General features: G+C 72.9%; 17 protein-coding genes and 1 pseudogene. 8 read left to right on the top strand and 10 right to left on the bottom strand.

The genetic code is table 11. The features are described 5' to 3' along the window. Window positions 1–270 precede the first annotated feature (270 nt). The gene (gene gabT / locus IW256_RS22645) at window positions 271–1,635 is read left to right on the top strand and encodes a 4-aminobutyrate--2-oxoglutarate transaminase (protein WP_197012891.1); all 1,365 of its coding nucleotides are present in this window, start codon (window positions 271–273) and stop codon (window positions 1,633–1,635) included. A gap of 132 nt (window positions 1,636–1,767) precedes the next feature. On the opposite strand, the gene IW256_RS22640 is transcribed toward gabT, so the two are convergent. Continuing rightward, window positions 1,768–2,784: a helix-turn-helix transcriptional regulator gene (locus IW256_RS22640; protein WP_197012890.1), complete on the bottom strand. Its 1,017-nt coding sequence runs from the start codon at window positions 2,782–2,784 to the stop codon at window positions 1,768–1,770. Between the two features lie 62 nt (window positions 2,785–2,846). On the opposite strand from IW256_RS22640, the gene IW256_RS22635 reads away from it, so the two are divergent. The 4 genes from IW256_RS22635 (at window position 2,847) to IW256_RS22620 (ending at window position 5,735) form a co-directional block, all read left to right on the top strand. Then, entirely contained in the window at window positions 2,847–3,998 is a 1,152-nt protein-coding gene (locus IW256_RS22635; RefSeq protein WP_197012889.1) for an epoxide hydrolase family protein, read from the top strand. A 407-nt stretch (window positions 3,999–4,405) separates the two neighbouring features. Continuing rightward, complete coding sequence (locus IW256_RS22630; protein ID WP_197012888.1) at window positions 4,406–4,567, top strand: hypothetical protein; 162 nt, start codon at window positions 4,406–4,408, stop codon at window positions 4,565–4,567. Window positions 4,568–4,578: 11 nt separating this feature from the next. Then, window positions 4,579–5,379 carry a DEAD/DEAH box helicase gene (locus tag IW256_RS22625; RefSeq protein ID WP_197012887.1) on the top strand — a complete coding sequence of 267 codons (801 nt, stop codon included), beginning with the start codon at window positions 4,579–4,581 and terminating at the stop codon, window positions 5,377–5,379. After that, the gene (locus tag IW256_RS22620) at window positions 5,379–5,735 is read left to right on the top strand and encodes a TraR/DksA C4-type zinc finger protein (protein WP_197012886.1); all 357 of its coding nucleotides are present in this window, start codon (window positions 5,379–5,381) and stop codon (window positions 5,733–5,735) included. The genes IW256_RS22625 and IW256_RS22620 overlap by 1 nt, the downstream gene beginning before the upstream one ends. Before the next feature lie 226 nt (window positions 5,736–5,961). Here the strand turns inward: IW256_RS22620 and IW256_RS22615 are convergent, their stop codons facing one another. After that, the gene (locus IW256_RS22615) at window positions 5,962–7,098 is read right to left on the bottom strand and encodes a serine hydrolase domain-containing protein (protein ID WP_197012885.1); all 1,137 of its coding nucleotides are present in this window, start codon (window positions 7,096–7,098) and stop codon (window positions 5,962–5,964) included. A 159-nt stretch (window positions 7,099–7,257) separates the two neighbouring features. Between IW256_RS22615 and IW256_RS22610 the strand changes: the two genes are divergently transcribed. After that, window positions 7,258–7,701 carry a hypothetical protein gene (locus IW256_RS22610; RefSeq protein WP_197012884.1) on the top strand — a complete coding sequence of 148 codons (444 nt, stop codon included), beginning with the start codon at window positions 7,258–7,260 and terminating at the stop codon, window positions 7,699–7,701. A gap of 29 nt (window positions 7,702–7,730) precedes the next feature. On the opposite strand, the pseudogene IW256_RS41365 reads toward IW256_RS22610, so the two are convergent. Both IW256_RS41365 and IW256_RS22605 read right to left on the bottom strand, forming a co-directional pair. After that, a pseudogene (locus tag IW256_RS41365) lies at window positions 7,731–7,916 on the bottom strand (hypothetical protein); the annotation flags it as partial. Window positions 7,917–8,115: 199 nt separating this feature from the next. Next, window positions 8,116–8,760, bottom strand: coding sequence for a TetR/AcrR family transcriptional regulator (locus tag IW256_RS22605; RefSeq protein ID WP_197012883.1), 645 nt, complete (start codon window positions 8,758–8,760; stop codon window positions 8,116–8,118). A 48-nt stretch (window positions 8,761–8,808) separates the two neighbouring features. On the opposite strand from IW256_RS22605, the gene IW256_RS22600 reads away from it, so the two are divergent. After that, window positions 8,809–10,197, top strand: a complete 1,389-nt coding sequence (locus tag IW256_RS22600; protein WP_197012882.1) for a glycoside hydrolase family 1 protein — start codon at window positions 8,809–8,811, stop codon at window positions 10,195–10,197. Between the two features lie 18 nt (window positions 10,198–10,215). Here the strand turns inward: IW256_RS22600 and IW256_RS42800 are convergent, their stop codons facing one another. Then, window positions 10,216–11,811, bottom strand: a complete 1,596-nt coding sequence (locus tag IW256_RS42800) for a PucR family transcriptional regulator (protein ID WP_197012881.1) — start codon at window positions 11,809–11,811, stop codon at window positions 10,216–10,218. Between the two features lie 180 nt (window positions 11,812–11,991). Here IW256_RS42800 and IW256_RS22590 point away from each other — a divergent pair, with 180 nt between their 5' ends. Continuing rightward, on the top strand, window positions 11,992–13,254 hold the full coding sequence (locus IW256_RS22590; RefSeq protein ID WP_197012880.1) for an NAD(P)/FAD-dependent oxidoreductase: 1,263 nt from the start codon (window positions 11,992–11,994) through the stop codon (window positions 13,252–13,254). 36 nt (window positions 13,255–13,290) lie between these two features. On the opposite strand, the gene IW256_RS22585 is transcribed toward IW256_RS22590, so the two are convergent. From IW256_RS22585 to IW256_RS22565, 5 genes are all read right to left on the bottom strand, one after another. Beyond that, on the bottom strand, window positions 13,291–15,108 hold the full coding sequence (locus IW256_RS22585) for a WD40 repeat domain-containing serine/threonine protein kinase (protein WP_197012879.1): 1,818 nt from the start codon (window positions 15,106–15,108) through the stop codon (window positions 13,291–13,293). After that, window positions 15,109–17,091, bottom strand: a complete 1,983-nt coding sequence (locus IW256_RS22580) for a WD40 repeat domain-containing serine/threonine protein kinase (RefSeq protein WP_197012878.1) — start codon at window positions 17,089–17,091, stop codon at window positions 15,109–15,111. A 101-nt stretch (window positions 17,092–17,192) separates the two neighbouring features. Continuing rightward, the gene (locus IW256_RS22575; RefSeq protein ID WP_197012877.1) at window positions 17,193–18,212 is read right to left on the bottom strand and encodes a VOC family protein; all 1,020 of its coding nucleotides are present in this window, start codon (window positions 18,210–18,212) and stop codon (window positions 17,193–17,195) included. After that, window positions 18,209–19,090: an alpha/beta fold hydrolase gene (locus IW256_RS22570; RefSeq protein ID WP_197012876.1), complete on the bottom strand. Its 882-nt coding sequence runs from the start codon at window positions 19,088–19,090 to the stop codon at window positions 18,209–18,211. The genes IW256_RS22575 and IW256_RS22570 overlap by 4 nt, the downstream gene beginning before the upstream one ends. After that, window positions 19,087–20,676, bottom strand: coding sequence for a bifunctional 3-(3-hydroxy-phenyl)propionate/3-hydroxycinnamic acid hydroxylase (locus IW256_RS22565; RefSeq protein WP_197012875.1), 1,590 nt, complete (start codon window positions 20,674–20,676; stop codon window positions 19,087–19,089). Before IW256_RS22565 ends, IW256_RS22570 begins: the two co-directional genes overlap by 4 nt. Window positions 20,677–20,758 lie beyond the last annotated feature (82 nt).

Raw genomic sequence — 20,758 nt, 5'->3', positions numbered from 1 at the left:
TCCATTTATATTGGACAATGTCCTATATTGAGTAGCGGAACCGTAGGCAGTCCCTCCGCCGCACGTCAAGGGTTGATTTCGCGGCGCTCGGCGATTCGGCCGCGGTCCACGCGCGGGATTCCCCCCGAGCGGGGCGGCCTCTCGGGTATCGCGGCCCCGGCGACAAAAGCGCGCCGGCGCGCGGTCAACATACGGGGTGTCTTTTCAGGACGGCGGAATTCGCCGTTCCGTACGGTCGCGCCGGCCGTGGGCCCCGCCTAGGTTCGGCACATGACCAGCCAGGACAGTGCCCTCCCGGAGGCCGTGGCCGCCCGCCTGCCGCAGGAACGCCGCGTCGTCACCGACATTCCCGGACCGAACTCGCGGGCGCTCCAGGAGCGCCGCAAGGCCGCCGTCCCGCCGGGCGTCGGCAGCGTCCTGCCCGTCCAGGTGACCGACGCCGACGGCGGCGTGGTCGTGGACGCCGACGGCAACTCGTTCATCGACTTCGGTTCGGGCATCGCCGTGACCAACGTCGGCAACGCCAACCCGCGCGTGGTCGAGCGGGTGAAGGCGCAGGTCGAGCGGTTCACCCACACGTGCTTCATGGTCGCCCCTTACGAGGGGTACATCGCGGTGTGCGAGAACCTCAACCGGATCACGCCCGGCGACCACGAGAAGCGCTCGATGCTGGTCAGCAGCGGCGCCGAGGCCGTGGAGAACGCCGTCAAGATCGCCCGGTACGCGACCGGGCGGCAGGCCGTGGTGGTGCTCGACCACGGCTACCACGGCCGGACGCTGCTCACGATGACGCTCACCGCGAAGAACATGCCGTACAAGCATGGGTTCGGGCCCTACGCGCCCGAGGTGTACCGGATGCCGCTCGCCTACCCTTACCGCTGGCCGTCCGGGCCCGAGAACTGCGGCCCGGAGGCGGCGGCGCAGGTCATCGACCAGATCACCAAGCAGATCGGCCCGGAGAACCTCGCCGCCGTCCTGGCCGAGCCGATCCAGGGCGAGGGCGGGTTCATCGAGCCCGCGCCGGGCTTCCTGCCCGCACTCGCCGAGTTCTGCCGGACGAGCGGCGCCCTGTTCATCGCCGACGAGATCCAGACCGGTTTCGCCCGCACCGGTGACCTGTTCGCGTGCGAGCACGAGGGGATCGTCCCCGACCTGATCACCACCGCGAAGGGCATCGCGGGCGGGCTGCCGCTCGCCGCCGTCACCGGCCGCGCCGAGATCATGGACGCGGTGCACGGCGGCGGCCTCGGCGGAACCTACGGCGGCAACCCCCTCGCCTGCGAGGCGGCCCTCGCCGTCCTGGAGGAGATCGAGCGCTACGACCTCGCCCGCCGCGCCCGCCGCATCGGGGACATCATGCTGCCCCGGCTGCGCGCCCTGGCCGAGCGGTTCCCCGCGATCGGGGACGTCCGCGGGCGCGGCGCGATGATCGCGATCGAGCTGGTACGGCCGGGGACCAAGGAGCCCGACCCCGAGCTCACCGCCGAGATCGCCCGCCGCTGCCACGCGCGCGGCCTGCTCGCCCTGACCGCCGGGACGTACGGGAACGTCCTGCGTTTCCTGCCGCCGCTCGTCATTCCCGAGCACCTGCTGAACGAGGGACTGGACGTCATCGAGGAGGCGTTCGCGGCCTGACTCAGGCGTGCACGCGCGGTCGCCGTCCGACCGGGCGGTACGACGCTCTCCATGGAGGCCGGCGAAGCGGTCGAGGCCGTCCAGATACGACTTTCCACCTCCGGCGCGTACGGCGCCCGGCCGGCCGTTCGATCAGGCGCCCCCACGGTCGGCGATCGAGCGTAGGTAGCGTTCGCCCAGGACCGCGAGATGGTCGATGAGACCGGGCGGTCCGGTGACCTCGAAGTCGAGTCCGAGCATGCCGATGTACACCGCGATGGTCTCAAGGCTGTCGGCTCCCGTCACGAGCACGCACTGCTCGTCGCTGACCGACTCGACCACGCCGACGGTGGCGTTGATGCGCGACAGCACCTCCTGCGCGGAGGCGAACACGGTGATGCGGGCGTGCACCTTCCAGCCCGTCGAGGCGACGTCACGCAGGACGAAGCTCGTGTAGTCGAGCCCGGGCAGCGGGACCGGGGTGAACACGCGGCGGGTGGGCATGCGCGGGGTGATCCAGTCGACCCGGAACGTCGCCCAGGCGCCGTCCTGCGGATCGCGGCCGACCAGGTACCAGCGGCGCGCCCAGCTGACGAGCCGGTAGGGCTCCACGAGCTTGTGCCCGGACGTCGCCGCCGTGCCCGAAGGCAGCTCGCCCGCCTGCGCGTCGGACCCGGTGGTGTAGTCGAAGCGGAACCATTCACGGTCGCGGACGGCCGTCGCGATCTGCGCCAGGACCGCCGGGTCGATCTCGGGGTCCTCCACGTTGGAACCGGTGTTGTGCGGCCCCTGCGAGGTGGACTGGTGGATCGCCGCCACCTGGCGGCGCAGCCGGTGCGGCAGCACCTGCTCCAGTTTGGCCAGGGCACGGGCACTGCTGTCCTGGATGCCGCTGATGCCGGTTCCGGCGCGCAGCCCGATCGCGATGGCGACGGCCTCCTCGTCGTCCAGCAGCAGCGGCGGCAGCTTCGTGCCGACGCCGAGCGTGTAGGAACCGGTCGCGCCGCGCGTGGCGTCCACCGGATAGCCGAGCTCGCGCAGCCGCGCGATGTCGTTGCGGATCGTGCGTCCGCTCACGCCGAGGCGTTCGGCCAGTTCGGAGCCCGGCCAGGACGGCCGCGACTGCAGCAGCGAGAGCAGGGCGAGCAGCCTCGCCGAAGTTTCCAGCATGGTCTGCATGATGCCGCACCAATAGGAATCAAGTCTTCCTATATGGGTCCTACCGTAAGGGCATGACGACGACGAAGTCCGCTTCCACCGAGATCCGCCCCTTCCGCGTGGAGATCGCCCAGACCGAGCTCGACGACCTCGCCCGGCGACTGGCCAACACCCGGCTGCCCCGCCCCGCCGCGGTCGACGACTGGGACCTCGGCACGCCGAACGGCTACCTGCGCGAGACCGTCGACCACTGGCGCCACGACTTCGACTGGCGGGAGCAGGAGGCGCGGATGAACGAGTTCCCGCACCACCTCACCGACATCGACGGCCAGAACGTCCACTTCATCCACGTGCCCTCCGCCGAGCCGGACGCCACGCCCCTGCTGCTCATCCACACCTACCCCGGCTCGTTCGTGGACTTCCTCGACATGATCGGCCCGCTCACCGACCCCGTCGCGCACGGCGGACGGGCCGAGGAAGCGTTCTCGGTGGTCGTCCCCTCGATCCCCGGCTTCGGCTTCAGCACCCCGCTGTCCGGCGGGGACTGGACGATGGCGCGGGTCGCCCGCACCTTCGACGCCCTCATGCGCCGGCTCGGCTACGAGACCTACGGCTCGCACGGCAGCGACGCCGGCGCCATGATCTCCAGGGAGCTCGGCCTGCTCAAGCCGCCCGGCTACCTCGGCATGCACGTGCTGCAGTTGTTCTCCTTCCCTTCGGGCGACCCGGCCGAGTTCGACGGCTTCGGGCCCAAGGAGTACGCGGCGCTGGAGCACATGCAGTGGTTCCAGTCGGTCGGCGGCTACAACGCGATCAACGCCTCCCGGCCGCAGACCGTCGCGGTCGGCATCGCGGACTCGCCGGTCGGCCAGCTGGCCTGGAGCGAGCTGTTCAACTCCTTCGGCAACGGCACGAGCCTCGTGACCCGCGACCAGATCCTCACCCAGGTCACGCTGTACTGGCTCACCAACACCCAGGCCACCGCGGGCCGCTACCACTACGCCGAGGCGCACTCCGGCGCCGAACCGGCCATCAACACCGCGCCGACCGGCGTCGCGGTCTTCGCCGACGACTTCCAGACCATCCGTTCCCTCGCCGAACGCGACAACACCACCATCGTGCACTGGAGCGAGTTCCCCACCGGCGGCCACTTCGCCTCCCTCGAGGTCCCCGACGCGGTGACCGCCGACCTGCGCACCTTCTTCGCAGCGCTGCGCAAGGGCTGAACCTCCGGCTGCGGCGGGAGCGGGCCGGGCACGGCCCGCTCCCGCCGCAGCCGGGACAGGGGCCAGTCGCGGACTTCCGCAAAGCCTCGGCCGGCTGTACGGCATCGGTGACGACGAAGGTCTCGGGGCCCGCCCATCCAGGGATGCATCGGCGGAACGGCTAAGCCAAGTGCGCCGTCTGAGAGTTCTTGTCATCATGGCGTGTTCGGTATTGGTCTCGCCGCCGGTGAACCACCGGAAGGGCGCTGCTGCTAACCCGTGGCCGGTATCGGCTAGGGACGGAGAACTGAAAGGAACCGCGGTCAGGATGCCTTGCGCCGCGGACGGTATCGGTCGTTCCCCGGCTTACGGGAGCGGAATGAAGCGATACCGGAATCTCCGGGGGACGCCCCTGTCCGGGGGTCGGCATGGGTGACCGCCGGCGCTTCCGCGTCTACCACTCCGCCGACCTGGTCCGCGACTACTTCGAGGACCAGTTGGAGCCGGCGCGACCGGTGATCCCCGACGAGTGGGCGGATGCGCTCGTCCAACGCGATTCGTCGACCCTGGCGAGTTCCGCGCACGGCTGACGGCGACCCGCTTGAGCAACCCGCAGGTGGATCACATCTACGCCCTCACCGCGGCGCGGATCCAGTTCATCCCCCATCAGTTCAAGCCACTGTTGCGGTTCCTGCGTGCAGATCGTCCACGGCTGCTCATCGCCGACGACGTCGGTGTGGGGAAGACCATCGAGGCCGGTCTTGTGCTGAAGGAACTGTCCGCCCGCCAGCGGCTGGATCGGGTGCTGGTGATGTGCCCCAAGGCGCTCACAAGCAAGTGGCGTGCCGAGATGCGCCGTTTCGATGAGAACTTCCGTGTGCTGTCCTCGGAGACGTTGCGCTACTGCCTTGATGAGGTTCACGACGGCGGCGAGTGGCCGGCGGAGTACGGGCGGGCGATCGTCCACTACGAGCTCTTCCGGATGGATTCGTATCTGCATGGTGCCAAGGTGCGTGGAAGGCGACGTTTCGGGCTCGTGGAGCTTTCGCCGCAGTTCGATCTGGTCATCGCCGATGAGGCGCACCACCTGCGGACTCCAGGGAGCAACTCGCATGGGCTGATCCAGCACTTGTGCCAGACGAGCGAAGCCGTACTGATGTTGTCGGCCACCCCGGTCCAGGTGCATTCCGACAACCTGTTCACGCTGTTGCATCTCCTGCGCCCGGACCTGTTCCCCGACAAGACGACCTTCCAGGAGGTCCTTGCGCCGAACCGGCACTTGACCAGAGCCGTCCGCCTTCTCCGCAACGGTTCGTCCGCTGGTGAAGCGGGGAGCCCCTGGGGGACGCCCGGACCGGCTCGGCGGGGAATGTGTCCTCCGGCCAGGGAGTTCTGCTGGTGATGAGCGACGGGACGGACCTGGAGTGGGCGCGGACGCGCGAGGTACTGGAGGGTGAGCGCGAGCGCACGCTTGCCGCCGTCCGTGCGCTCGACCGCGACCGCGAGGGGATCGTGGAGTCGGCCCGACTGTCGGCCGTGGACGACGAGCACGATCCCGAGGGCGCGACACTCGGGTTCGAACGCGCCCACGTGGAGGCGTTGCTCGCGGCGGCCCGCCGCCGTCTCGACGACCTCGACCGCGCTCTCGAACGGTTGGTTGCGGGGACCTACGGCGTCTGCACATCCTGTGGCGGCCCCGTGGGGGCCGGGCGGCTGGCGGCCCGTCCCGCCGCCGCGCTGTGCATCGCTTGTGCCTAATGGGATCTGCTGGGTCGGGCGCGTAACGGCGTAGCCAGGTGTGCCAGTGTCGTGATCGGCCAACTCCGCTTGAACGAGTGGCAGAGTTCGCGAGGTGATCGGCCGGAAGCTGCGCCGCACGTCACCCGCGCCCAGCGTCCTCCCGATCCTCGTGCAGAAGACAAGCTCGTCGCCCTCCCGGGCCTGCGGGGCCCTCGGCTGTCCGCGTCCGGCTGCTTGAAGTCTTCTAGTCGGTGTCGCGGGCGTGGTCGGCCAGGGCCTGGTTCATTTCGAGTTCGCGTTCCTCGAGGTTCCATTTGCCTGCCTGAGATGCCTGGTTGGTGACCCAATAGACCATGGTGCCGTCGCGCTGGATTCGGCTGTAGCCGGCGAAGGACCAGTCGTTTCCGCCGTTGTGCCAGACGACGCGGCCGTCCTTGGTGTGTAGGACGCCCCAGCCGTATCCGTAGGCGGCCTCGGTACCGGGGATCCGGGCGTGGGGCTGGAACATTTTGGCCTTGGCGGCGGCGCTGAGAATCGTGTCGCCGAGCAGCGCGCGGTGCCATCTGAACATGTCACGGCCGGTGGACAGCATGCCGCCGTTGCCGCGCAGGTTCCAGTGCGGTCCGTCGGAGGCCCAGGGGTGGTCGAACGGACGGCCCTGGCCGGCCCCGTTCTCGTCGTACTCGACGGCCACCTCCGTACGGGAGAACTTCGGCAGCACATAGCCCGTACGGGTCATTCCCGCCGGTGCGAACAAGTGCGTAGCCAGGAATCGCTCGTAGCTGGTCCCTGACACCTTTTCGACGATGGCGGCGAGCACGCTGAATCCCGTGTTCGAGTAGTGGAATTTCGCCCCGGGGCGGGAGAGCGACTTGGATCTCAGTGCCCTGTCCAGCATCTCGTCGCGGGAGACGGGCTCGTAGTCGTCACCGACTCCCTCGGCCAGCCCGGCCATGTGCGTCAGCAGGTGATGCAGGGTGATGCCGCGCTTGTCCGAGGGCACCGGGCCGAGGATCGTGCTGATCCGGTCGGTCGTCCGGAGCTTGCCCATCATCTCCAGCTTCATGATCGCAGCCGCGGTGAACTGCTTGGTGATCGACATGACGTCGTACACGGTGTCGCAGGTGGCCGGGGTCCCGGCCGCCCGGTCCGCCAGGCCGAAGCCCTTGCAGTGCGCGAGCTCGGTGCCACGGGCGGCCACGACCGTACCGCCCGGTCCTTCGGGCAGCGTGCGGTCGAGGTAACGGGCGATCGAACGGTCGACGGGGTCGGCCGTGCTTCGGGCGGCCTTCGGTACGCCCGTGGCGTTGCCGCCGCAGCCCGCCACGGCCAGCGTGGTCGTGAGCGCCAGGGCGAAGGAGAGCGGGTTGATCCGTTGCATGCGACCTCCAGGGCAGTGTCTCGCGGGGGATGCGCCAGAGGCTGGCCGCGGCGGGCCGCGATGATCAAGAGGTCATGCCGTTCGAGCTTGTGCGAGACGGTGTACGGCCTGTTCAGCGTGGGGCATAGTTGATCGATCGACGAGCATCGGGGTGAGATCGTGACCGCACCGCCACCGTCACCGGACGTGGCCACCGACGAGGCCGAGTTCATCGCCGCGCTGCGCCGGCTCAAGGCCTGGTCAGGCCTCAGCTACCGGCAGCTGGAGCGTCGGGCCGCCGAAGCCGGTCGAGTGCTGCCCTACTCGACCGCGTCCACCGCGCTCGGCCGCACGAGCCTGCCCCGGGAGGAGCTGCTGGTCGCCTTCGTCCTGGCGTGCGGGCTGGACGATGAGGAGGCGTCGTCCTGGGTGGCCGTCAGGAAGCGCATCGCGGTCGGCGAACGCATCACCGCGCCCGCGCCGAGGCCGGCCCGGGGGCCGCGGTGGCGGCCCGCGATCGGCTGGGCCGCGGTGGCGCTGAGCCTGGCGCTCGCCGGCGGTACGACGCTCTCCATGGAGGCCGGCGAAGAGGTCGAGGCCGTCCAGGCCACCGTGGAGAGGTGATCCTGGCGGGGCTTCCACCGGGATCGTCATCAGCGGTGTGAGCCCCGGTTCGCGCCATTGAGGGCAGGCGTCCTCCGTTCAGGACGCCCCCTCAGGGCGCCGGTTTCCGGACGGGGGCGTGGCCTGGCGCGGATGTGCATGCGTTCCCCTTGGCGGCCGAACAGGTTGAGGACCTCCGCGGGAGACTCGCCGGTGGAACCGAACCAGTGCGGCAGGCAGCCAGCTCCGCCCGATCCCGCCGTCGGGACGTTCGGGACGTTCGGCGCGTTCGGTGGGGCGGCCGGTGCGCCGGGAACGTCTCGACGGCGTGCGGCGGTGGGGGGGGAAAAGCATGCGGCACCTCGGCCTCGGGGCGGATCACGGGTCCGAGGTGAGTGATATCGCCGAACCGGCAAAAAGTGAACAAGACTCATGTTATTCGCCCGTTGCGGTGATGTCGGAGAAGTAGCCGCGGAGCATGCGGGCGCCGAGGGCGATCACCGCCGGATCGCCGTCCTCGGTGGTCCGGAAGGCGAGCCGGAGCAGGCCGTCGGACGCGTTGATGGCCACGAGGAGGACGCGTTCGTGGTCGGGCAGCGGCGGCAGCCCGGCCTCCCGCGTGCCCAGCTCGTGCAGCCGCGCGGCCATCTCGGCGTCGATCCGGCCGACGAGGTCGGGGTCGACGGGGCCGGTGTCGCGGAAGTCGGTGACGAAGAAGCCGGTCATGGTACGGCGCAGTTCGAGGCTCTCGTCGTAGACCACGACGGCCGCGTCGCCCCATGTCCCCACGGGTTCCCGTGTCAGCCGCTCGTGGAGGCGGGTGAGGAGGATCGACAGGTTGCGCATGGCGAGCTCGTGCACGAGGCCCTGTTTGCCCTCGAAGAACTGGTAGAGCGTGCCGATGGGCACGCCCGCCCGGCGCGCGACGTCCCGGGTGGACAGTGCCTCGTACCCGGTCTCGGCGATCTGCGCGGCGCAGGCGTCGAGCAGCCGCTCGAAGCGTTCGACGCTGCGCTGCTGGGTCGGCCTGCGGCGTACCCCGGGCGGCATGGCGGCTCCCTTGCCCGTCCTGGCGAACATGACGGTTGCTCATGTTTAATGTGATGTCCGCTCATGTTAGGAGAAGGCATGGACCCGCTTCCGGACGGCTGGCTCTGGGGAACGGCCACGGCGGCGTACCAGATCGAGGGCGCGGTCACCGAGGACGGCCGCGGGCCGAGCATCTGGGACGTGTTCACCGCCGAGCCCGGCCGCGTGAAGAACGGCGACACCGGCGACGTGGCCTGCGACCACTACCACCGCTGGCCGGAGGACGTGGCGCTGCTGGCGGACCTCGGCGTCAACGCCTACCGCTTCTCGGTGGCATGGCCCCGCGTCCAGCCGGACGGGCGCGGCCCCGCCAACGCGAGGGGGCTCGACTTCTACGACCGTCTCGTCGACGCCCTGGCCGAGCGTGACATCACCCCCGTCGTCACGCTCTACCACTGGGACCTGCCGCAGGCCCTCCAGGACGCCGGCGGCTGGATGAACCGCGACACCGCCCACCGCCTCGCCGAGTACGCGGCGCTCGTCGCCGCCCGGCTCGGCGACCGGGTCGGCGTCTGGATCACGCTCAACGAGCCGTTCGTCCACATGACCGAGGGATACGGCATCGGTACGCACGCGCCCGGCGAGGCGCTCCTCCTGGACGCGCTCCCGGCCGCCCACCACATGCTGCTCGGTCACGGGCTCACCGTTCCCGTCCTGCGGGAACGCTCCTCCGGGCTGGTCGCGATCACCAACAACCACAGCCCCGTATGGCCGGCGAGCGACACGCCCGCCGACCGTGCCGCCGCGTCCGCCTTCGACGTCCTGCAGAACCGCCTGTTCACGGACCCGATCCTGCTGGGACGCCTGCCCGACCTGAGCGCCTACGGGATCTCGCGGGACGAGCTGCCGTTCGTCCGTGACGGCGACCCCGGCACGATCGCCGCGCCCATCGACCGGCTCGGCGTGAACTACTACAGCCCGACCCGCGTCCGCGCCCCGCACGGCCCGGCCGCGCCCGAACCGCGGCCGGGCGGGTCGGTGCTCAGCGAGGTCGGCGACCGCATCGAGGACGCCGGACTGCCGTTCGAGGACGTCCCGATCGACGGGTACCCGCTCACCGCGTTCGGCTGGCCGGTCGTCCCGGACGGCCTGCACGAGCTGCTGACCGGCCTGCGCGACACCTACCGGGACGCGCTCCCGCCGATCCTCGTCACCGAGAACGGCTGCTCGGCGCCCGACGACGACCCCGGCCGCCGCGACCAGGACCGCATCGACTACCTGGACGGGCACCTGCGCGCGGTGCGGCGCGCGGTCGACGACGGCGTCGACGTCCGCGGCTACTTCGTCTGGTCGCTGCTCGACAACTTCGAGTGGGCCGAGGGTTACGCCCAGCGGTTCGGCCTCGTCCACGTCGACTTCGCCACGCAGGCCCGCACGCCCAAGGCGTCCTACCACTGGTTCCGGGACCACCTCGCCCGGTACCGGTGAACGGACGGGCGGGGCCGGCTAGACGAGGTCGGTGCCGCCGGAGCGCGCCTGCAACGCGCTGAGCTGGATGCGCAGGGCCAGGCGTACTTGCGGGGACGACAGGTCCACCGGCACGACCTCGGCCATCCTCCGCAGCCGGTAGCGCAGCGTGTTGGGGTGGACCCGCAACGCCTGCGCGGTGCCCTTGGGGTCCCCGAAGTGATCCAGCCAGGCGGCGAGCGTCGGCAGGAACGACGTGCCGTGCGTCTCGTCATGCTCCCGGAGCCGGGGGAGGGGGCCGCCGAGCAGGCCGGAGCCGATCCTGGCGGCCTTCCGGGCGCGTTCCACCACGACGGCGTCCCAGGCGTCCTCGATCAGGACCGTTCCGTCCGCGGGGCCGGGGTCGAGCACGCCGGACGCGATGAGCGTGCTCAGCTCGGCGGCCTCGGCCTGGGAACGGGGCAGCTCGGCGGCGGAGCGCGCGGGGCCGCCCGCCGCGGCGTACAGGCCGCGGTCGTGCGAGCGCACCTCGGCCAGCACCTGGCGCAGCCAGGGCAGCGACCCGGCCTCGGCGGCGGTGTGGCGCGGCGAGGGAGGCGGCTCGGTGAGCACGGCGAACAGCGCGCCGTCGAGATCGGCGACCAGCGGCTGGTGCCAGCCGAACCGGTGGTTGATCGCGTCCCACAGGTCGAGCCTGCGGCGCACGTCCCCGGTCTCGTCGCGGGTCCCGAGCGCCACCACCCGCCACGGAGGCGGTACCGGTACCGGGGCGTCGGAGCCCGCCGCGGGAGTGCCGTCCCGCAGCGCGGCGCGCAGCTGGCCGGCCGACAGCCGCCGGGCGACCCCGGCCTCCGCGCGCAGCCGCAGCAGGTGCAGGGCGACGACGGACGCCAGGTCGGCGAGCCGCCGGACGCGGTCCGGCGGGATCGGCGTCCTGGCCACCACCCAGATCGACCCGAGCCACTCGCCGCCCGCGCGTACGGGGACGACCAGGCGCGGCAGCATCGCGTCCGGCCCCGCCGGAACGAGGAAGGGCTCGCTGGACCGCGCCAGCCTCCGGAAGACGCCGCAGGCGCGGAGGTGGGCGATGACCTGGGGCGGTACGCGCCGTCCCACGATCGTCGAGACCCGGGCCGGGTCGGTGGCGTCCTGGGGCCCGGCGTAGGCGAGCACCCGCGACTGCGCGTCCTCCACCGTCACCGGGGCCGCGGCGATCTCGGCGGCGGCGTCGGCCAGCGAGAACAGGTCGTTGTGCACGCCCTGGACGCCGGGCGCCGGACTCGGCGCGGAGGCGCGGTCGATGGCGCCGCGCACCAGCCAGACGACGTGGGCCCAGGAGGTGCCCGGCCGCAGCTCGACGACCGCCGGCCGCAGCCGCGCCGCGGCGGCTGCGACCTCCGGGGCCTCGGCGGCGGGGGCCTTCAGGACGACGCCGCCGGCTCCCGCCGCGTCGGCCTCCTCCAGGAGCGCCACGGCCGACGCCGGGCCGGTCACCCCGACACCCAGGACGAGCTCGCCCGGCCGTCCGGCGGCCTCACCCGGCTCCACCAGGACGACGTCGTTCACCTGCGCGCCGTCGCCCGGCGCGACCACCCGCAGCAGCCCGGGGCCGAGGGAGTCGACGAGGTCGGTCACGCCGATCATCGGAGCGTCCCGGCGGCCCGGTGTGCTGAAGCCCTGCCCATGCCCGCCAGTCTGCCGCACCGGTTGTGCTGTTCGCACGATGCGTCCCGTGCGCATTGGCCGGATCGGATAGAGACTGTGCCGCTGGCCGGCCCCACCATCGAAGGAGACCCCGTCGAAGAGGAGGGACCCATGGCTCCCAACGCCGCCGGCCCGAGTCCCCGCCGTGTCGCCGTCGTGGGCGCCGGCATGGTCGGCCTGTCCACCGCCTGGTTCCTGCAGGAACGCGGTGTCGAGGTCACCGTGTACGACCGGCGCGACGTCGCCGCCGGGGCGTCCTGGGGCAACGCCGGATGGCTGACCCCCGGCCTGGCCACGCCGCTTCCCGAGCCGGCCGTGCTCGCGTACGGCCTGCGCGCGGTGCTCAGCCCGTCGTCGCCGGTCTACGTCCCGCCGAGCGCCAGCCCGCGCCTGCTGAGGTTCCTGGCGGGGTTCGCCCGCAACAGCACGGCGTCCCGCTGGCGGCGCGCGATGGAGTCCCTGGTGCCCATCAACGGGCGGGCGCTGCCGAGCTTCGACGCCCTGACCTCGGGCGGAGTCCGGGCGGAGACCATCGAGGCCGGGTCCTTCCTCGCCGCGTACCGGACCGCCGAGGAACGCCGGGTGCTGCTGGAGGAGATCGAGCACATCCGCGCGGCGGGCCAGCGGCTGGAGTTCGAGGCCCTCACCGGCGACCGGGCGCGCGAGCTGGAGCCCTGCCTGTCCGGCGAGGTCGGGGCGGCGATCCTGCTGCGCGGCCAGCGCTACATCGACCCCGGACGGTTCGTGCACGCCCTGGCCGACTCGGTCCGCGACCGCGGCGGCAAGATCCGGACGGGCGAGGCCGTCGAGGGCCTCCGGGACGAGGCCGGGGGCGTCGCGGTCCGCACCTCCGGGGCCGGATCCGAGCGGTACGACGCGGCGGTGATCGCGAGCGGTGTCTGGCTGGGCGAGCTGGCCGGGAGATTCGGCGTCCGCGCCCTGGTGCAGGCCGGCCGCGGCTACAGCTTCAGCGTTCCGGTGGACCGCGTTCCCGGCGCCCCGGTGTACTTCCCCGCCCAGCGGGTGGCCTGCACGCCCATGGGGGACCGGCTGCGCGTGGCCGGGATGATGGAGTTCCGCAGGCCGGAGGCGCCGCTCGACGGCCGCCGGATCAGGGCGATCGTGGAGGCGGCGCGGCCGCTGCTGCGCGGCGCGGACCTGGACGAGCGCCGGGACGAGTGGGTCGGGTCGCGGCCGTGCACGCGCGACGGCCTGCCCCTGATCGGGGCGACCCGTTCACCGCGGGTCTTCGCCGCGGGCGGGCACGGCATGTGGGGGATCACCCTGGGGCCGGCCACCGGCCGGCTCCTCTCGGAGATGATCGTCACCGGCCGCCGCCCCGCCGAACTGGACCCCTTCGACCCGCTGCGCTGACGACCGGAGCCGGGAGCGGCGGCCGGGAGGCGGCGGTCAGGTGAAGCGCCAGGCGCGGATCGTGCCGCTACTGGTCGCGCTGGCCATGATCCGGCCGTCGGGGGAGAACTCCAGAGCGGTCAGGTCCGCGGTGTCGCCGGTCAGTGTGGCGGTGGGGGCGCCGGTACGGGCGTTCCACAGCCGGATGGTCATGTCGTCCCCGCCGCTGGCGAGCGTGCCGCCGTCCGGGCTGAAGGCCAGGGTGTTGACGGCCTTGGTGTGGCCCCGCAGTGTCCGGATCTTCTGGCCGGTCCGGACGTCCCAGACGTGGACGTCGTTCACGTAATCGGTCGAACCTGCCAGGAGGGTGCCGTCCGGGCTGAACCTCAGAACCTGGGGCCCGTCGGCGGTCATTTCCCTGACGGTACGGCCGGTCGTGGTGTCCCAGACCCGGATGGGTCCCCCCGTCGACCTGCCGCCCGCGAGGAACCTCCCGTCCGGGCTGTAGACCAGGGCGACGCAGGCACCGGTGTCCGGGGTGCAGGTGTGGAGCAGGCGGCGGGCCCGCACGTCCCAGATCTGGGTGGTGCGGCCATGGGCGACGGCGAGCCCGGCGCCGTCAGCGGTCAGCGCGAGCGAGACGGGGTCGCCGGAGATTTCGATGCGGCCGGTCGCCCGGCCGGTGGCGGGATCGGCGATCTGGACGTGGGACGCTTCGCCGTCGGCCATGACCCGTCCGTCCGCGCTCAGCGCCGTGGGGCCGTAGTCGGACTCCGCGGCCTGGGCGATGGCCTGGCCCAGGCCCGTGGACAGGTCCCAGCGCCAGGCGCCTCGGTGGCTGAGCCCGATCAGGGTGCGGGCTCGGCCGGTGAACGCGAAGTGCCGGATGCTCAGCGGGTCGCCGACGAGCATCGACGGGCTGGGCCTGCCGGTGGGGGTGAACGGGCGCGGTTTCGCGGGGGCCTCGTCCGGCAGGGCCAGGAGCACCGCCGGGACCCCGGCCACGGCGGCGGCCGTGGCGGCGGCGGCCCCGGTGATCAGGGCGCGGCGCGGCACCCGGCGCGGGGGCGGGGGCGGCGAGGCGGCGAGGCGGCGGCCGATCTCCTCCACCGCCGGCCGCCCGTCCGGGGCCTTGGCCAGGCAGTGGGCGACGAGGTCGCGCAGGTCGCCTTCCATGCCGTCGAGGCTGGGCGGCCCGGAGACGATCCGGTGCACCATCGCGGGAACGCTGCCCGCCTGGAACGGCGCGCGGCCGGTGGCGGCGTAGGCCAGCACGCAGCCGAGGGCGAAGACGTCGGCGGCGGGGCCGGCGCGGTCGGCGCGGATCTGCTCGGGCGCCATGTAGGCGTAGGTGCCGATGACGGCGCCCGTGGCGGTGAGCGTGGTCGCCCCGGCGGCGCGGGCGATGCCGAAGTCGATGATGCGGGGGCCGTCCGGGGACATGATGACGTTGCCCGGTTTCAGGTCGCGGTGGACGAGCCCGCGGGCGTGGATGGCGGCCAGGCCCTCGGCGAGCGCCGCGCCCAGTCTCCGTACCGCGTCGGGAGTCAGGGGGCCGTCGCGGACGACGAGGTCCCGCAGCGAGGGGCCGGGGACGTACGCGGTCGCCATCCAGGGCTCGGCCGCGTCCGGGTCGGCGTCCACGACCTGCGCCGTGTAGAAGCCGCCGACCTTGCGCGCCGCCTCGACCTCGCGGGCGAACCGGGCGCGGAAGCGGGGGTCGGCGGCGTGCTCGGCGCGGATCAGCTTGATCGCCACCTGGCGCCCGCCCGGCGACGTGCCGAGGAACACCTCGCCCATGCCGCCCTCGCCCAGCCGCCCGTCCAGCCGGTACGGGCCGACCCTGAGGGGGTCCTCAGGCCGGAGCGGCCCCATCTACCGGACCTTCCAGAGCCGGACGGCGTCGTCGTCCCGACCGCCGCCGGCGGCGACGGTCCTGCCGTCCGGGCTGAGCGCCACCGCGTCGAGCAACGTGGTGTGCCCGGTCAGGACGGCGGTGGTCCGGCGGGCGGCGACGTCCCAGAGCCGGACGGTGCGGTCGACGCCGCAGCTGGCCAGCGTGCCGTCCCGGTCGTAGGCGAGCGACCGCACCTCGTCGGTATGACCGGCGAGGGTGGCGGTGGTCCTGCGGGCGGCCACGTCCCACAGCGTGATGTCCTCGCCGCCGCCGCACACGGCGATGGTGGCGCCGTCGGGGCTGAACGCGATCGACATGTTCTCCTCGGTCGGGCCCCGGAGGACGGCGGTCCTGCGGCCGGTCGCCACGTCCCAGATCACCAGGGCGCCGCGGTCGTCGCCGTCGTCGCCGTACCCGTCGTAGGCGGCGGCGAGGGTCCGGCCGTCCGGGCTGAACCGCAGCCCCAGGACCTGGTTGGGGAGCGGGCCGTGCATGTTCCGCGTGAACGAGCCCTCGTCGATGACGGTGGCGCGCCCGCTCTGGAGGTCCCAGAGCCGCACGTCCGGGCTGCCGGTGGCGAGGGTCCGGCCGTCCGGGCTGAACGCGACCGCCCAGAACGAGTACCGTTCGCCGCCGCGGAAGGTGCTGATCCTGCGGCCGGACGCGACGTCCCAGATCGCGGCGTAGGGCTCGGTGTGCGCGGTCGCCAGGAGCCTGCCGTCCGGGCTGAACGCCGTTCCCCGGACCCCGTCGGCCTCCAGGGTCCGCAGCGGGCGGGCGGCCGCCACGTCCCACAGGCGCGTGGCGTCGTCATCGCTCGACCCGGTGGCCAGCAGCCTGCCGTCGGGACTGAACGCGATCGCGTCCACGCCGCTGGTGTGTCCGGTGAGCGTGGCGGCGGGCGCGAGCTGCGCGGCCGGCGCCGGGCCGGGCTCGCGCGGGCGTTCGCGGCGCCGCACGGCGAGGACGGCGCCTCCGCCGGCCGCGGTGGCGGTGACGGCGGCGAGCGCGCCCGCCAGCACGGCGCGGCGAGGCACCCGGCGCGTTCCCGTGCCACCGGGCGCGACACCGGCCGCCGTGGTCGTGACCTTCGTCATGGGAGGCGCCGTGGGCGGGCCCGCGGTGGGAAGGGGGACGGCCGGGCCCGGTGGGGAGCCCGGCCGCGAGGAGCCGAGGTGGGCGATGAGCAGGGGGACGGCCGGTCGCGCGCCCGGGTCCTTGGCCAGGCAGGCGGCGATCGCCCTGGCGAGGTCCATGGGGATCCCGTTGAGGAGCGGCTCCTCGTTGAGAACACGGTGGACGATGGCGGGGACGCTGGACGCGTCGAACGGCCCCCGCCCGGTGGCGGCGAAGGCCAGCACGCAACCCAGCGCGAAGACGTCGGCCGCGGGGCCCGCCTGCTCGCCGCGCACCTGTTCGGGGGCCATGAACGCGTAGGTGCCGACGACCGCGCCGTCGGAGGTCAGCGGCTCGGCGTCGGCGGCGCGGGCGATGCCGAAGTCGATGATGCGGGGGCCGTCCGGGGACATGATGACGTTGCCCGGTTTCAGGTCGCGGTGGACGAGCCCGCAGGCGTGGATGGCGGCGAGGCCCTCGGCGAGCGCCGCGCCCAGCCTCCGTACGGCGTCGGGGGCGAGAGGGCCGTCGCGGGTGACCTGGTCCCGCAGTGACGGGCCCGGGACGTACGCGGTCGCCATCCACGGCGCCCCGGCCTCCGCGTCGGCGTCGATCACCTGCGCGGTGTGGAACCCGCCCACCCTGCGCGCGGCGTCCACCTCCCGCGCGAACCGGGCGCGGAAGCCGGGGTCGGCGGCGTGCTCGGCGCGGATCACCTTGACCGCCACCCGGCGCCCGCCCGGCGAGCCGCCGAGGTACACCCGGCCCATCCCGCCCTCGCCGAGCCGCGCCTCGATCCGGTAGGGGCCGACCTGTGCGGGATCGCCGCGCCGCAGCGGGTCCATGCCGGGCACCTCTCAAGAGAACATTCGTGTCTGCCTTCTCGTGGAGATCATCTTAGGCCCTGAACCTTCGGTGGAGGGTCCTTCCGGACGGGGCGGCGGGGTCAGCCGCCGGAGACGCCGGTGCCGCTGAGCCGCGGGACGGTGCTCTCCCACCGGGCCGGCGAGAGCGCGGCGTTCCGGAACTGCTGGAGCGTGCCGATGATGGTGCGGCCGACGGGCTTGTGGCCCCAGACGCTGATGCCCTGGTGGGTGGTGGGCTCCCAGGTGGATTCGTCGATGGTGATGGGGGCCCAGCCGACCTCCCACTCGAAGCCGGACGGCGTACGGGCGTAGTAGGAGAGCTCCCTGTCGTTGGTGTGCCGGCCGACGCTCAGGGCCATGTCGAAGCCGAGCTCGCAGACGCGCTGGTAGCTCTGGGCCAGGTCGTCGAGACCGGCGACCTGGATGTTGAGGTGCTGGACCCGGGTGCGGACGGGGTCCAGGGGCAGGCCCCGCGTGGCGGCGACGGCGATGGAGTGGTGCCGTTCGTTGACGCGCAGGAACCTGATCTTGAGCTTGACGCCGCTGATGGTCTCGTCGATGCAGTCGGTCAGGCGGGCGTCGAGGACGTGGCCGAAGTAGCCGCGGATCCGCGCCGGCCGGGTCGAGGTCAGGGCGATGTGGCCCATGCCGGACGCACCGGTGACGAACCCGGAGACCTGGGTCCTGAGAGGCCGGGCGGCCTTGATCGGGGTGGTGTGGATCTCCTGGACGAGCCCCTTGGGACCGGGGAAGCGCAGCAGGCGTTCGACCCCGCGCGCCGCCGCCTGCTCGGCGGTGCCCGCCCTGAGCGGCACCCCGGCGGCCCGGACGCGGGCTTCGATCCGCTCGAACGCGGCGTGATCGTCGACGTGCCAGCCGACGGCGACGACGTCTTCGGCGGCGCCGCGCTGGAGCAGGAAGCGGCATTCCTGGTCATCGAGCCGGAACCGCATGCGATCGCGGTCGAGCGGGTCGTGGTGCATGCCGATGGCGTCGGTGCCGAAACGGCGCCAGTCGGAGAAGCGGCGGGTCTCGATGACGAGGTAGCCCAGATGGACCGCGCCGAACACGGACGGGACGCCGGCGGCGCCCGCGCTCATCGCCGGCCTGCCAGGAAGTCGGCGCAGAGGCGGTTGAACAGCTCGGGGCGTTCGAACTGCACCCAGTGCCCGGTGTTGGCCACCAGGTAGAGGTCGCAGTCGGGCATGCGTTCGGCCAGCATCCGCCCGCCGCCGGGCCGGTTGACCTTGTCGGCGGCGCCCCACAGCACCAGGGTGGGCACGGGGAGGCGGGCGAGGCGGGGGTCGCGGGTGAAGTCCATCCTCCACAAGGTGCGCAGCGCGTGGCGGCCCGAGGGCCGGCGCAGCGGCGGCGAGGCGATGACCTCGGGGTCGAGGCTGGCGTGGTAACGCTCCTCGATGGCCGAGCCGGGCACGCCCGCGGCGTTGAAGACCAGGTACTCGCGGACGAAGCGCTCCAGCTTCGCCCGGGAGGGCCCTTCCCCGGTGTAGTAGGCGAGCAGTTCCCGCAGGCCGGGGGTCGGCAGGGAACGGGTGGTGCCGATGCCGCCGGGACCCATGAGCACCATCCTGCGCACCCGGCCGGGAGTGTCGAGCGCCAGGCGCAGGGCGCAGGCACCGCCATAGGAGTTGCCCACCAGGTGGGCCCGGTCGATGCCGAGCCCGTCCAGCACGCCGCGGACGCCGTCCGCCAGATCGCCGAAGGGGTCGTCGGGGTCCACGCCCTTGGTGCTGCGGCCGTACCCGGGCAGGTCGGGAACGATGACCCGGTACCGTTCGGCGAGGGCGGCGATGTTGCGGGCGTAGTTGGACAGGCCGGTGGCGCCGGGGCCGCCGCCGTGCAGCAGCAGCACGGGCGGGCCGTCACCGGTCTCGGCGACGAAGATCGTCTTTCCGGCGGTGTCGACGAAGGTCTCCCGCATTCGCGGCGGCGCGGACGGCGTGCTCTGGGGCGTCATGGTGCTCCTCGGGAATCGGTGGCGGCTGACGGGTGCGGCCTCGGCGCGAAGCCCGGCGGGGGCGGAGGCAGCGGTGCGCCCGGGGGCGCCGCGGCGTAGACGTATCCGTCCGGGCGGAGCGCGACGGTCCCGGCGCGGTGCCGGGCCATCCAGGCCACCAGCACGCGGTCGGCGTCGACCACGGTGTTCTCGGCCGCCGGGGCGCCGGCGGGCCGGAGGGTGACCGAGGGGACGCCCTGGCGGGTCCAGGACGGCTGGGCCGTCACGGTGCCGGCGTGCAGCAGCAGCCAGCGCTGGCCGAGCGCGTCGTCCAGCCGCACGCGCGCACCGTCCGGCCCGGTCACCCAGGGCTGGGGGAGCATGCGGCCGGCCGCGGGGGCGCGCGGACCGGCCAGCAGCCCGGTGGTGTGGCGAGCGGCCGGTATCCAGGCCGTGTCCTGCAGGAACCGGGTGAAGAGCGGCACGCGGCCGAGCGTCCGCAGCGCGGGGTCGCGCACCGAGGTGACCAACGGGCGCCGTTCGGTGATGATCCTTCCCACGAGCACGGCCCGCCGGGTGATCGCGCGCACGTGCGGCCGCCGTTCGGCCTCGTAGGTGTCCAGGATCGTCTCGGGCAGCTCGCCGCGTACGACGGCGGCCAGCTTCCAGCACAGGTTGGCCGCGTCGCGCACCCCTGCCGCCATGCCCTGGCCGATCCAGGGCGGCATGGCGTGGGCGGCGTCGCCGGCGAGGAGGACACGGCCGGCGCGCCAGCGGGCCGCGATGCGGACGTGGTGGCTGTAGACGGTGGCGCGCAGGATCCTGACGCCGTCCTCGGCGATGCCGTGGCGGGCCACCAGCTCGTACACCGCCTCGTCGGTGGTCAGGCGGTCCGCGTCCTCGCCCGGCAGGATCGGGAACTCCCAGCGGTGGTGTCCCAGCGGCGTCGGGCAGTCCACCGCCGGCCGGGCCGGGTCGCAGTGGAAGCGCAGCCGGTCGTGGCCGGGCCAGGGCTTGAGCATCTCGGTGTCGATGACCACCCAGCCGTCCGCGTAGGTGCGTCCCTCGTAGCCGATGTTCAGCTGTGCCCGGACCAGGCTGGAACCGCCGTCGGCCGCGATCACGTACGAGGCCCGCAGGCGCCGGACGGTGTCGTCGCCGACGCCGGCGAGGGTCAGTTCGACACCGTCCTCGTCCTGGCGGACGCGCAGGCACTCGTACCCGAGCAGGACCTCGACATCGGGGTGACGGGCGACCCCCTCACGCAGGACCTCCTCCAGGGCCGGCTGGTAGATGAACATCTGCGGCGGGTGGCCGTGCCCGCGCGAGGGCGTACGCGCGCTGACGAACGGCCGGCCGCGCGCGTCGACGAATTCGATGGGCCGTCCGGCCAGCATGTCCTTCTTGAGCCGATCGGCCAGGCCGATCCGCTGCCAGATCCGCAGGACCTCCTCGTCGGTGGAGATGGCGCGGGCGCGGGAGAAGACCTCGGGCTCGCGCTCGATCACCACGACCCGCAGGCCGGCCGCGCCCAGCAGGTTCGCCGCGGTGACGCCGGTCGGGCCGTACCCCACCACCGCCACGTCGTGGACCGTCTCCTCGCTCACAGGGCATCCTTGCTGTAGTGTCCATTCCAATTGGAGTGAGCGTTACGGTAAGGTCGTGGCGCGGCGGAGGTCAAGCGCTCCG

The organism is Actinomadura viridis, assembly GCF_015751755.1.
In the GTDB taxonomy this organism is placed as follows: domain Bacteria; phylum Actinomycetota; class Actinomycetes; order Streptosporangiales; family Streptosporangiaceae; genus Spirillospora; species Spirillospora viridis.
The sequence above is the reverse complement of the archived record's forward strand: the minus strand, read 5'-3'. Positions and strand labels throughout refer to the sequence as shown.